This is a genomic window from Cyclobacterium qasimii M12-11B (assembly GCF_000427295.1).
Classification (GTDB): Bacteria; Bacteroidota; Bacteroidia; order Cytophagales; family Cyclobacteriaceae; genus Cyclobacterium; species Cyclobacterium qasimii.
This window is the reverse complement of sequence record NZ_ATNM01000146.1, coordinates 1-13742: the sequence shown is the minus strand read 5'-3', so window position 1 is coordinate 13742 and position 13742 is coordinate 1. Positions and strand designations below refer to the sequence as shown.

Sequence of the window (13742 nt, the reverse complement as noted above, 5' to 3'; positions counted from 1 at the left end):
AAATAACAATGAACTTCTTGAAACGAATATTTAAAATAGGACAAGCAGAAGCAAATGCTGCGATAGATAATATGGAAGATCCCATAAAATTGACCGAACAAGGCATTCGAGACTTAAAATTGGATTTAAATAAAAATTTAGAGTCCCTGGCGCAAGTTAAAGCTTTGGCAATACGTGCAAAAAATGACAAAAAAGAGATGGATAACTCGGCTGAAGAATACTATAATAAAGCCGTTATAATTTTAAAGAAAGCCAAATCGGGAGAATTAGTTGCAGAGGAAGCGGATCGCTTGGCCAAGCAGGCATTGCTTAAAAAAGAAGAAGCTTCTGAGAAAGCTACCCAATATGCTAACGAAGCAAGCAAATTACAAGAATCTGTTAATCAACTTGATGGAAACATTCAAGAATTAAAAAACACGATTAATAACTGGGAAAATGAGCTAAAAACACTTAAGGCCAGGGTAAAGGTGAGCAACGCAAAAAGTAGCTTGAACAAACAAATGGCACAGTTGGACAGTACAGGGACCGTATCTATGCTGGAGCGAATGAAAGAAAAAGTAGACCAAGAAGAAGCACTGGCCGAAGCTTATGGCGAAATAGCCAATAAGAATCAAAGTATAGACAGCGAGTTAGATAAGGCAGCGAATGTCAGTGAAGCAAATGCCGACAATGAGCTGGACGAATTAAAGAAAAACCTCGGCCTAACTGATAAAAACACTTAAAAATTGGAAAACATCATTGACATTATATTTTCGAATGTAAATCTACCATTGAGTATTTTTACCATTATTTTGATCCTCTACTGGTTATTAACCATGATTAGCGGAATTGATTTTGACTTAGATATAGATGTTGATGTGGATGCAGGTTTTGAAGCTGATACCGGTTTAGAAAGTGGCAATATTGATTTTGAAGATGTATCAAACGCAGAATTCAACGAGAAAGATGTAGCGGGAAATAGACGCAAGCAATTGAAATGGTGGCAAGTATTTTTGATTTATTTCAATTTTGTAGGCTTACCCTTTATGTTTACTTTCACAAGTTTTGTATTTGCCTGGTGGTTTATCACTTTGACTGTGACGACTCTAACGCATACGTATTCAAACAGTTTGGGCTTTATTTTTATGATGGCCGGTTTTATACCAGCACTTATTTTCACCAAAATTTTTACAACTCCATTCAAAAGGTTTTTCAAGAGTTTTAATAAAAACGGAGATAAGGCCATAGATTTTATCGGAAGAAAAGGCACATGTTTATCCAGTATTGAAAAGGATAAATTAGGCAATGCCGAATTTATCATCGACGGCAACCCTATGTCTGTTTACATCAAATCTTTAAATGGAGAAAAAATCAGTTTTAGAGAAATTGTCCTTATTATCAAAGAGTCGGAAGACAAAAGTTTTTATTACGCACAAGCATATAACGACTAATTAACAACTATGACAGAGATTCCATCATTATTGGCAATAGGAATAGCGTTAATCGTATTCCTCATCATTATTTTCTTTGCAATTATTGCATTGTTCTATAAGAAGGTTCGCCAAGGCGAAGCCTTAATCCGTACCGGCTTTGGAGGGATCCAAATCGCCACCGACAAGGGGATGTATGTAGTTCCTTTATTTCACAAGTTAGAAATAATGGATATTTCTGTAAAGAAAATCCAGATCGAAAGACTAGGATCGGAAGGCTTGGTATGTAAGGACAATATGAGAGCAGACATTAAAGTAGCTTTTTTTGTTCGTGTAAATAACGACGTAGATTTTATCAAAAGAGTAGCACAGACCATTGGTGCGGAGCGGGCGTCAAAAATTGAAACCCTTGAAGACTTGTTTGAGGCAAAATTTTCCGAAGCCTTAAAAACAGTAGGGAAAAAGTTTGATTTTATTGAACTTTATGAAGCCAGAAGGGAGTTCAGGGATGAAATCGTAAATATAATTGGAACAGACCTAAACGGATATACCCTTGAAGATTGTGCGATCGATTTTTTAGAACAGACTCCGGTAAATTATTTAAGGGCTGATAATATTCTAGATGCAGAAGGAATCAAGAAAATTACTGAACTGACAGCAGAGCAAAACAAAAAAGCTAACTTCATTAAACGTGATGAGGAAAAAGTTATACGAAAGCAAGATGTAGAGGCACGAGAAGCTATCTTGGAATTAGACCGCCAATTAGCAGAAAAAGAAGAGTCCCAACGAAGGGAAATTGCCAACATTAAAGCTCGGGAGCAAGCGGATATTCTGAAAGTCGCGGAAGAAGAGCGATTAAAATCCGAAACGGCCAGAATAGCCACTGAAGAAAAGGTAAAGGTAGCTGAGGAAAATATGCAACGCCAGATCATCGTTGCAGAAAAGAACAAGGAACGTACCGAGGCTGTTGAAACCGAACGAGTAGAGAAAGACAGAATGCTTGAGGCAACTGAAAGAGAGCGTATAGTAACGCTTGCTCAAATTGAAAAGGAAAAAGTTGTTGAAGTAGAAAAGAAAAACATCCAAGATGTTATCAGGGACCGAGTTGCCCTTGAAAAGGGAGTGGTACAGGAACAAGAAAACATGAAGGATATTGAGGCCTTTAAAACAGCAGACCGGGATAAAAAGTAAAAATTACAATTGCAGAAGGGGAAGCAGAAGAAGAGCTTATTAAAGTAATTAAGCAAGCGGAATCCAAAAAGGAAGCCATGAAGCAACATGCTGAGGAAATCAATATTGAGGCGCAGGCGAAAAAAGAAGCAAGTTCCAAGGAGGCCGAAGGAAGAAAAATTCTGGCAGAAGCAACTGCCAAAGAAGAAGCGACCATGGGATTGTCGGAGGCCCAGGTTATGCATGCCAAAGCGGAAGCAAATGAGCGCCAAGGAATTGTAGAAGCTTTAATAATTGAGAAAAAAGCCATGGCAGAGGCCAAAGGTATTGAGGCAAACGCAGAAGCGAAACGTAAAGATGGATTGGCGGAAGCAGACGTTATTAAAGAAAAAGCCCTGGCCGATGCAGCCGGAATTGAAGAGAAGGCCAACGCCATGAAGAAATTAGATGGTGTGGGCAAAGAGCACGAAGAGTTTAAACTTAAACTGGAGAAAGAATTACAGGTGGACTTGGCGGAAATCAATATTCAAAAAGCAATTGCAGATGCTCAGGCACAAGTCATTGGGAATGCTTTAAAAGCTTCCAAAATTGATATTGTGGGCGGAGAAACAATGTTTTTTGAACAAATTATTGGTCAAATCACTAAAGCAAAAGGCTTTGATAGGATGGTAAATAACAGCACAAACATCCAGGAAATTAAGCAAGCCTTACTAGGTGACGGTAGTGGTAATGAGGGAGAATTATTGTCACGGATAAAGGATTTTGCTGAAAGGTATAACATCTCAAGTGAGGATATCAAAAACGTCTCGATTGCCAATTTATTGATGACCATGCAAAATCAGGCTACAGATAAAAGCGAGCAAAACGTGATTGGCAACCTTCTGAGTTTAGCGAAAGGCCTAGGGATTTCCGGAAATAAATTGTAATACTTATAACGTTCAATGTCTTTCGGCGAAAGCTTAATAAGCGCATTGAACGCATTATTCTATTGCAAAAAGTTATCCTTATAACAACACGCAAGTGTTAGCATTGAGCCGCTGATGTGTCAATTATTCACGTAAGTAATGCACACCTATATAGTACAACTCCAATGACTGAACCAAATAAAACGGAACAAAAGCAAATTTTAGATGGTGGCACATATGAAATCATTAGAAACAGGTTACAAAATCAAAAACAAGACCTTCAAAATCGGTTAAACCAACTTAACGAGGATCGTAAAACTGTTTTTGGTGCTTTAGAAACAAAGCTGATAGCTAATGATAGAATTTCCACAGAAAATAATTGTATCGCAAGGGATATTGTTTCTTTTGGGAATACTTGTGTGTTTGGCTATAATGTGCATTTTGGTCTACGTACGGACATAAAGCTAAACGATGTATTTAGCGTTTACAGCTTTACCAATAACAGGTTTGAAACCATAGGGCTAGAATTTATAGAAGATATTCAGTTTCAGGCAGATTTTGATAATCTATATAAATACTACCGCAATACCATCTTTGCGAGATTTTCCAAAATAGGCAATTTTCTATACATGATTTTTCAATTGAGCGAAAGCGTCACGGATATAAAAGCATTTAAATGGCTTATCAAGGATGAAAAACTAGTATATGTAGACAACAGAAGCGATCATGAATACAAGTTCCCAGCTCAATATGAGTTTAAATGGCAAGAAATTACACGTGATATGCACAGGTACGGGGTGCATTCGCATGTATCCATTTTAGACAAGGTATTTGTAGAGGCCATAGGAGGAGATCTTACTATAAAAATAGAGGACAATACAGAAGATGGTAAAGGGGTCTATGAGGAACCTGTAGATTACCCAGATCAAACGCTGGACGATGCCCAATACAAATATGCAGATTTAGGAAACCTTATTCTTATTGAAATAAAACCATTTCAAGAGGCTTCCAGATATTTTGTGTACAACCACAAAGTACAGGAAGTGCAAAAAATTGACAGTTTACAAGAAGCTGCAGTACTTCTACCAGATGACCAAGGAATTATTTTTCCAACAGGGTACTATTTGCAAACCGGAGAATACCATGTTTTCGATAACAGCATCCCTAATGTAAAGTTTGTTTCGCGAATTGCTTCTCCCAATGGTGAAGATTATATGTTCGTGTTCTATTCACCTTCGGAAGGATTATATATCCTAATGAGTTATAATGTGATCACTCAACAGATTGTCACTCCCATTATTTGTAACGGGTACACCATTTTACATAATGGAGAACTTAGTTACTTTAAGGGTGAGGGGGAGCAAAACAAGCATCATGTGGTACAAATATGGCAAACCCCCTATATAAAAGGTGATTTTATCCCCAGCGAACACACGGACTCGCTGTTGTATAAAATAGGAAATAAAGACATTGTAAAGGCCATGGCAGAAAGCAATGCCCTGATCAATTTACTCAACAAGGATGATAATTATGACGGCCTGTATGGGGATGTGTCCAAGGCTGCAAAAGATATTTTAGACTCGTATTATTGGATCAATGAACCGGATACACAGGACCTTTCTGTACCGCTAAATGAAATTAGCAATGCTGCCAACGCTGCTATAGATGAGTTTACGAAGGTCGTTCAATTAAAAAAAGCAGCTGCAACCCAATCAAAAGCGTTGCAAAAAAAAGCGGATGAACTGTTTGTTATAATTAAAAGCACCTCTTTTAACAGCATCAATGATTTTGTATCGATGTTAACCAAGCTTCGTGGTTTACGGGGAGAAACCATTGAGTTAAACGATGTTCGCTATGTAGATACCGACTACACCAAGGAACTTGAAAATACGATTGCCGAGTATTCCGACAAAATCGCCCAGCAATGTGTAGCATTTTTACTTAATGAAGATGCATTGGCGCCCTATAAATCACAAGTTGATGAGAAGAAAACGGCTTTGGAAAAAGTCACTAAAGTAATTGAAGCCAAGCAGCTTGAGGAAGGGGTCAATCAAATTGCAAAGGATTTAGAGTTATTGATAGAGATTGTAACCAATTTAGAAATTGAAGACACATCGCAATCAACTAAAATCATCGATAATATTTCCTTGATTTTTGCAACTTTAAATCAGCTCAAAGCTGCTACTAAGAACAAACGCAAATCCCTCGGCAGCAAAGAGGCCATTGCAGATTTTTCTGCGCAAATAAAACTGGTGGACCAAAGCATTATTAACTATTTGGATATTGCCGATACTCCCGAGAAATGTGATGAATACCAAACCAAAGTCTCTATTCAACTGGAAGAACTGGAAGGTAAATTTGCAGATTATGACGCGTTTATTCCCAAAATAATTGAAAAAAGGGAGGAAGTCCATGCTGCTTTTGACAATAAAAAACGGGCCTAATTGAGCGACGCAATAAAAAATCAATTGCTTTAAAAACTGCAACAGCGCGAATTTTAAAAGGAGTTGCTAAAAAAGCGGAAACCTTAAAATCCACTGCAGAAATAAATGGTTATTTCGCATCCGACTTAATGATCAACAAGGTCCGTGACATCATCGATCAGCTAAACGAATTGGATGAAAGTGGGAATGCAGAAGAAGTGGCCACTTCTTTAAAGGTTGCCAAGGAAGATGCCTTACGTAAATTAAAGGACAAGCAGGAACTGTATGAAGATGGTGAAAACGTCATTAAACTGGGCAAGTACAAATTTGGTGTTAATAAACAACCTCTAGATTTAACCATAGTTTTTAAAGACAATCACCTCAATTATCATTTAACAGGGACAGATTTCTATCAAAAACTGACCAACAAAGTGTTGGTAAACAGCCAGAAATATTGGGATCAAGAATACCTTTCTGAAAATGCCAAAGTGTATAGAGGGTGTTATTTAGCTTTTACACTATTTAAGGAAACACCCTGGGACCAACTGGCGGAGGCATCACAGGAAGATCTGGGTCAATTGGTAAAAAAGGCAAGCAGTGCCAACTACAATGAAGGGTATACAAAAGGGGTGCACGATGAGGATGCCGCAAAAATTTTACTGACATTAGTGAATACGCATAAAGACTTGGGTTTACTGCGTTATGCCCCTTCCATAAGGGCCCATGCACAATACAGTTGGTACTCATTTACTGAAAAGGAACGCCTGCATTTTAATCGGATGATAAAAGCGGCTGGATCTGTTTTGGAAATATTCCCCTACTCTAAGGAGTTTAATTACCTGATAGATGAATTGCAGCAAAAAATTCATATGCTTGTTTCTGAAACTCGGCTATTTTCAAGTGCAGAAATTAATGTTATATCCAATTATTTATTTGAAGAATTGCAGGGTAATGATGCCTTTGAAGTAAGTTCAGAGGCAGAGGAATTAAGGCAAGCATTTAATAGTGTCATGAAAGCAAAAAATGCTGATTTACGCTTTAAAGAAGCCATTGACAATACCAGTACATTTCATGAGAAAATAAAGCTCGTAAGGCAGTGGGTTGCTGCATTCATCAATCAGGAGCATCCACAAAATGCACGTTATATTGATGAGATAGTTTGTAATTGTTTGTTTGATCAACCCATTACAAAAAAGAAGATGATTTCGCCCAACGCTGTCATTCATAATTTAGCTGGAAACCACCCTAGCATTATTGAAGGAGAATTTAATTTTAATTATCATGATTTCGTAGCTACCTTAACTCATTTTACAAATGAGGAATTACCCGCTTATCAAGCCTTTAAAAAGGCAAAAACTGATATTACCCTTCAGTTAAAAGAGCAATTAAAATTGGAAGAGTATAAACCTCAGGTTCTGACTTCCTTTGTCCGCAACAAACTGATCGATCAGGTTTATTTGCCTTTATTTGGAGAAAACCTAGCCAAACAGCTGGGTACCGTGGGGGATAATAGTCGGACAGATAGAATGGGTCTTTTGCTATTGATTTCACCTCCTGGCTACGGTAAAACCACATTGATGGAATATATTGCCAACCGTTTGGGCTTGGTGTTCATGAAAATTAATGGTCCGGCCATAGGGCATGAGGTTACCTCGGTAGACCCAGAAGCAGCCACAAATAGTGCTGCAAAAGAAGAGTTAAAGAAACTGAATTTAGCCTTTGAAATGGGGAATAACGTAATGTTGTATTTAGACGATATTCAACATTGTCATCCAGAGTTTTTACAGAAATTTATATCCCTTTCCGATGGCACCAGAAAAATTGAAGGAATATATAACGGAAAACCACGCACCTATGATCTTCGGGGTAAAAAGTTCTGTGTAGTAATGGCCGGAAACCCCTATACAGAGCGTGGGGCAAAATTCCAGGTTCCGGACATGCTTTCAAACCGAGCAGATATCTATAATCTAGGGGACATTATAGGTGATACAGACCATCAGTTTAACCTCAGCTTAATAGAAAATTCATTAACGAGCAATCCTGTCTTGAATCAACTAAGGAACAAATATCTTGAAGATGTTTATACCTTGTTAAATCGGGTTGAAAACGAAACTCAGGACGGCGTACTTCACGGAAATCACACCAATCAAGAAGTTCAGGATTACATAAGCGTAATCCAAAAGGTTTTAAAAGTAAGAGACACTGTACTTAAAGTGAACCTGGCCTATATAGATAGCGCAGCTAAAGATGATGCCTATAGGACTGAGCCCCCATTTAAGCTGCAAGGTTCTTATAGAGACATGAATAAGTTAGTGTCCAAAGTCGTTCCTATTATGAACAATAAGGAGTTACAAAGCCTTTTGTTGTCCCATTACGAAAGTGAGGCACAAACGCTCACAAGTTCCGCCGAAGCCAACCTATTAAAATACAAAGAACTAACTGGCACAATTACACCAATAGAACAAGCTAGATGGGATGAAATAAAAACCACTTTTTTAAAAAACAACAAGTTAAGAGGCTTAGGAAATCAAGATGAAATGGCACAAGTTGTACTCCAAATGGTCAATTTCAGTGATAATCTAGAAGGCATAAAAGAAGTGCTAGAACGTGCCATTAAGGCGAAAAGGTAAAATGAGACTGTCGCATTAAGTTGCTTCAAAAGTACTTCAAAAGGGATGTTGTAATGCGAGAACATTAAATGCACTCTTTCCCTATAATAGTAACAGATAGGTGAATTATTAACGGCTTTATCGCTTCCTTCGTTAGGGCGGAATAGTATCCAAAACTACATACTTTTTAACTCTTTTTATTTCCAAATTAGGTAGAAAGAACTGGATAGCCATCCCCCGGCGGCTACTCACCATCCCGGCGGCTGAGCGGAGTCGAAGCGATAGGGTGAAGAGCACGCAATGCCTAATCCTTCGGCTCCGCTCAGGAACCGGCTAGCAATACACCATTTACCCATAACCATGTTACAAAGGCTGAAATAACTTAGATACAACAAAAAAAAGCGGTAAAGTCCTTTTGGGACATTTACCGCCTTTTTTATTTTCAAATATTTGAAGAAGTAGTAAACCTACTTTTCGTCGATAAACTGCTTTTGCACTTCATCTTCAGCTTCTTCGTTGTTCTTGTCTTCAGTATTCTCTTCCTCAAAAAAACGTTTCTGGAAAATAAGTATTATGCCTACGCCTACAAAAATAGACGCATCGGCTATATTGAATATTGGCCATAATGCTGTGTAGCCTCCGCCAAATATTGGGATCCATTCTGGTACAAAACCTTCCCAGATATCAACATAAAACATGTCTACCACCTGACCATGAAACCAGGGTGTGGTGGATTCGAATGGGGCATTTCCCAACCAAACGCCATAAAAAACGCTATCGATAAGGTTGCCAACGGCGCCTCCCAAGATCATGGCTATGCAGACTATGTATCCAACATGCGCTTTATTGGTGATCAAGGAATACAGGTAATACCCAATACCAAACATGGCAATCAATCGAAAACTGGTCAACAATAGTTTACCATATTCTGAACCAAGCTGCATGCCAAAGGCCATTCCAGGATTGGTGGTATAATGAAGCTTGAACCAATCTCCAAAAACCTTGATCTGACCTGCAGTCCCAAAATCCATTCCGTAGTGGACCATCATCTTCACCGCCTGGTCAATCACGATCACCAATAGGGTGATACCAAAATACTTCCAATATTTCATATGTTATACTTTCTCTATTTTAATGGCGAGTTCAAACTCATCCATGTCCAATACGGTGGCATTATTACTTTCCCCATCAAGTGTTAACGCCAAGGCTTGTGTCTCTGTTTTGATATACTCAGAGAAATTTAACAAGGCGTTGTCCACCCTTTCATTAAGCGGAACAATCTGAATGCGGATTTTATCCTGCACTTCAAGTCCCATATCCTTACGCAGGTTCTGAACCCTGTTCACAAAATCTCTTGCAACACCTTCTTCTTTCAATGCTGTAGTTAAAGTGACATCCAAAGCCACGGTAATTCCATTGTCTGTGGCTACAGACCAACCTGGAATATCCTGCGACTGAATCAGCACTTCTTCCAATTGCAGTAGGACCGTTTCCCCATCTATCGTGATGTTGGCCTGGCCTTCGCTTTCAATTTGAGAAATCTCTTCCTTGCCCCATTGCTGAATAATTTGACTGACAGCTTTCATTTTCGGACCAAACCGCTTGCCCAATAAGGCAAAGTTAGGCTTGATACTTTTAACCAAAAGGTCAGAGGTATCATCAATGTATTCGATTGATTTTATATTAACTTCTGATTTGATAAGGTCTTCTACATGCGCTATCAAACCTTTGATATCTTCCTTTAAAACTGGAATTAGCACTTTCTCAAGTGGCTGCCTCACCTTTAGTTTTCCTTTTCCTTAAGGAATGCACCAGAGAAGAGATGTCCTGTGCCAATTGCATGCTGTTTTCGAGGGACAGATTAATCAAGTTCTCCTCAGAAGATTTCCAATCCGTCAAATGCACAGACAAAGGCTTGCTTTCCAGACTTGCCGTAAGGTTCTGGAACAACCAATCTGCATAAAAAGGAGCTATTGGGGACATCAACCTGGCAATGACTTCAAGGCACTCATACAAGGTCTCGTAAGCCGCTTGTTTGTCGGCGTTCATGTCTCCTCTCCAGAATCGCTTTCTGGCCAATCTTACATACCAGTTGGACAACTGATCGACTGTAAAACTCATGATGGCCCTGGAGGCTGGTGTTACATCATAGTTTTCATATGCCGTTTCTGTTTCCTTTATCAGTGATTGAAGTTTGGAAAGTATCCATTGATCAAGTTCCGGACGCTCGTTTACAGGTATTTTATTTGATGCATCGTAAGCAAAGGCATCCAAATTGGCATAAAGGGCAAAGAAATTATAGGTGTTTTGAAGCGTACCAAAGAATCTTCTTTGCACTTCCACAACGCCTTCTTTATTGAACTTAAGGTTGTCCCATGGGTTGGCATTGCTTAACATGTACCAACGTAGCGCATCAGGTCCAAACTCTTTTAAAGTTTTGAATGGATCTACAGCATTGCCAAGGCGTTTGGACATTTTATTGCCTTTTTTATCCAATACCAGGCCGTTGGCAATTACATTTTTAAAGGCCACACTATCAAATAGCATTACTGCCAAAGTATGTAGCGTGAAAAACCATCCCCTTGTTTGGTCCACACCTTCTGCTATAAAGTCTGCAGGGTAATTTTCTTTGAACTTATCCTCGTTTTCAAAAGGATAATGCCATTGCGCATAAGGCATGGCACCGGAATCAAACCAAACATCAATAAGGTCTGGCTCACGGAACATCTTTTCACCGTTGTCGGCTACCAATATTATGTCATCCACATAAGGTCGGTGCAGGTCAATTTCTTTCCCTTTGTAGGGAGATTCTTTCATAAAACCTTTGGCAATCGACTCTTCTATTGCTGCTTCTAATTCAGCCACAGACCCGATGCATTTGGTTTCCGTTCCTTCTTTATTTCTCCAGATAGGCAAAGGTGTTCCCCAAAACCTTGAGCGACTTAAATTCCAGTCTACAAGGTTTTCGAGCCAGTTGCCAAATCGTCCAGATCCTGTTGATTCAGGCTTCCAATTGATCGTTTTATTGTATTCAACCAGTTTGTCCTTGTAAGCAGTGGTTTTGATAAACCAGCTTTCCATAGGATAATATAATATCGGCATGTCAGTACGCCAGCAATGAGGGTAGCTGTGTTCGTACTTTTCTACTTTAAAGGCCTTGTTTTCATTCTTCAGTATGATGGAGATAATGACATCTGTGCTTTTGTAAGCCTTGTCACTTTCATCATCATGGGTATAATTTTTAACATAGAAGTCATCGGCAGTAAAGGTCTTGTGAACGGGAATAGCATGCTCTTCCATTTTGGTCAACAAGTACTCGCCTACCACAGGAAGGAACTTGCCCTTCTTGTCAACGATAGGTATTTCCAGGCCTTTATCATCTTTCAAGAAAACACCTGGGACATCCTGCTGAACAAGTGTTCTAAAGTCATCTGCTCCAAAAGCCTTGGCCAGGTGAACAACCCCTGTTCCATCTTCCGTGGTCACATAATCTGCCGAAATAACCGTAAAAGCAGGTTCCGGAAGTGCCAATGCATCAATAGGAAATAATTGTTCGTATTTAATTCCCATCAAATCCTTGCCCTTCATCTCCTCCACGATTTGATAAGGTATCACCTTATCACCGGGCTTATAGGCATCTAAATCAACTGACGCACCTTTAGGATTAAAATATGCGGACAATCTGGCTTTGGCCAAAAGGACCGTCTGAGGTGCAAAAGTATAAGGGTTGAATGTTTTTACTTTTACATAATCCAACTTCTCACCAATGGCAAGAGCGGAATTAGAAGGCAAGGTCCATGGAGTGGTGGTCCAAGCCAATATATACAGGTCTTCCTCACCTATCACCTTGAATTGAGCGGTGATAGAGGTGTCCTTTACATCGCGGTAGCTACCAGGCTGATTGAGTTCATGGGAGCTTAAACCTGTACCTGCTGCTGGAGAATAAGGTTGGATGGTATAACCTTTGTAGATAAGGTCCTTTTCATATAGTTTCTTTAGCAGGTGCCAAAGGCTCTCTATATACTTCACATCAAAGGTGATGTATGGATCGTCCAAATCTACCCAATAGCCAATTTTTTCTGTTAAGTCATCCCATTCATGCTTGTAACGCATGACCGTTTCCCTACATTTTTGATTGTATTCAGCAACAGAGATCTTTTTACCTATGTCTTCCTTGGTGATGCCTAGCTCTTTTTCAACTTGCAACTCTACAGGCAAACCATGGGTGTCCCAGCCACCTTTTCTTTTTACCTGAAAACCTTTAAGGGTTTTGTAGCGGCAGAAGACATCTTTAATTGCCCTGGCCATTACATGGTGGATTCCCGGAGTGCCGTTGGCAGAAGGAGGACCCTCATAAAAAGTATAGGTAGGTGCTCCCTCCCTATTGCTCACGGATTTCTCGAAAACGGCGTTGCTTTTCCAAAATGCCAATACGTCTTCCCCAATTTTGGGATAATCTACCTGTTTAAACTCCTGATATTTCTTCACTGTAATTATAAAATATAATCTGTGCTATGTTGCGTCTTGTAATATTGGACAATTGAAAGCTGTCCAAAATGAAGGCGTAAAGTTAATAGAAAACAAGGGTATATGTATGGCAAATGACGAAAAACTATACAGTTAGCCTATTGAACAGCAACTGGAACAACAATTCAGCAGTTCAATTAAGTAATTCTTTGTCTAGTAATTGTCTTTAAGGGGGTTAAACAGCGGTTTTGCGCCATCCTAAAAAAGTACGTGAAGCAACGCTATTCGTCAATAGTGACATGCCTTAAGCTTAATTATTTATAGATTATGTCTGCTACACAAGTATTCTCCTAAACAAAGTCAGGTTATGGCCTTCTTAAAACAGGACATATCGTAACTGGGAGAGTTTTTTTGTATGGAATGTTTACGAAAGAATCCCCCTTTGTCCCCCTTTGAAGAAAAGGGGGATTTTGTGCTTTCAGGACTTACGAGTGCGTTATTGGCTTTAAATTCACTCAGCCCATTCCAATGATGCCAATTCAGCAATAAAATACCTTTTGCCGAAAATCCCCCTTCAAGGGGTTTAGGGGATTTTTATGGGATTGTAAACCTATACCAGTATTTAAACAATAATCTGTAAACTTTTTTAGGACGAGCCATTATTGTTAGTTGGGACGTTCTCGAAAGAATCCCCCCTTGGTCCCCCCTTTTGAAGAAAAGGGGGGATTTTTGTGCTTTCAGGACTTACGAGTGCGTTAT

The 13742-nt window shown here is 39.2% G+C and carries 7 protein-coding genes and 1 pseudogene; 6 read left to right on the top strand and 2 right to left on the bottom strand.

Annotated features, from left to right (window positions below; genetic code table 11):
• Positions 1-8 precede the first annotated feature (8 nt).
• The 6 genes from ADICYQ_RS18835 to ADICYQ_RS27835 all read left to right on the top strand — a co-directional run bounded on the left by ADICYQ_RS18835 (position 9) and on the right by ADICYQ_RS27835 (position 8537).
• Positions 9-722, top strand: a complete 714-nt coding sequence (locus tag ADICYQ_RS18835; RefSeq protein ID WP_020893122.1) for a PspA/IM30 family protein — start codon at positions 9-11, stop codon at positions 720-722.
• 3 nt (positions 723-725) lie between these two features.
• On the top strand, positions 726-1430 hold the full coding sequence (locus ADICYQ_RS18830; protein WP_040417111.1) for a hypothetical protein: 705 nt from the start codon (positions 726-728) through the stop codon (positions 1428-1430).
• Positions 1431-1439: 9 nt separating this feature from the next.
• On the top strand, positions 1440-2600 hold the full coding sequence (locus tag ADICYQ_RS28975) for a flotillin family protein (RefSeq protein ID WP_020893120.1): 1161 nt from the start codon (positions 1440-1442) through the stop codon (positions 2598-2600).
• A 77-nt stretch (positions 2601-2677) separates the two neighbouring features.
• Positions 2678-3505: an Inner membrane protein YqiK gene (locus tag ADICYQ_RS28970; protein WP_020893119.1), complete on the top strand. Its 828-nt coding sequence runs from the start codon at positions 2678-2680 to the stop codon at positions 3503-3505.
• A 164-nt stretch (positions 3506-3669) separates the two neighbouring features.
• A complete protein-coding gene (locus ADICYQ_RS27840; protein WP_020893118.1) occupies positions 3670-5928 on the top strand; it encodes a DNA repair ATPase in 2259 nt (752 codons plus the stop codon).
• A 128-nt stretch (positions 5929-6056) separates the two neighbouring features.
• Positions 6057-8537, top strand: coding sequence for an AAA family ATPase (locus tag ADICYQ_RS27835; protein WP_020893117.1), 2481 nt, complete (start codon positions 6057-6059; stop codon positions 8535-8537).
• 446 nt (positions 8538-8983) lie between these two features.
• On the opposite strand, the gene ADICYQ_RS18815 is transcribed toward ADICYQ_RS27835, so the two are convergent.
• Both ADICYQ_RS18815 and ileS read right to left on the bottom strand, forming a co-directional pair.
• A complete protein-coding gene (locus ADICYQ_RS18815; RefSeq protein ID WP_020893116.1) occupies positions 8984-9628 on the bottom strand; it encodes a lipoprotein signal peptidase in 645 nt (214 codons plus the stop codon).
• A gap of 3 nt (positions 9629-9631) precedes the next feature.
• Positions 9632-13004 (bottom strand): annotated as a pseudogene (gene ileS / locus ADICYQ_RS18810) (isoleucine--tRNA ligase).
• Between the last annotated feature and the right edge of the window lie 738 nt (positions 13005-13742).

Bases quoted from the DNA above. Each gene is read 5' to 3' on its own strand.
- ADICYQ_RS18835 (WP_020893122.1), top strand. From the start codon at position 9: ATGAACTTCTTGAAACGAATATTTAAAATAGGACAAGCAGAAGCAAAT.
- ADICYQ_RS28975 (WP_020893120.1), top strand. From the start codon at position 1,440: ATGACAGAGATTCCATCATTATTGGCAATAGGAATAGCGTTAATCGTA.
- ADICYQ_RS28970 (WP_020893119.1), top strand. From the start codon at position 2,678: ATGAAGCAACATGCTGAGGAAATCAATATTGAGGCGCAGGCGAAAAAA.
- ADICYQ_RS27840 (WP_020893118.1), top strand. From the start codon at position 3,670: ATGACTGAACCAAATAAAACGGAACAAAAGCAAATTTTAGATGGTGGC.
- ADICYQ_RS27835 (WP_020893117.1), top strand. From the start codon at position 6,057: ATGATCAACAAGGTCCGTGACATCATCGATCAGCTAAACGAATTGGAT.
- ADICYQ_RS18815 (WP_020893116.1), bottom strand. From the start codon at position 9,628: ATGAAATATTGGAAGTATTTTGGTATCACCCTATTGGTGATCGTGATT.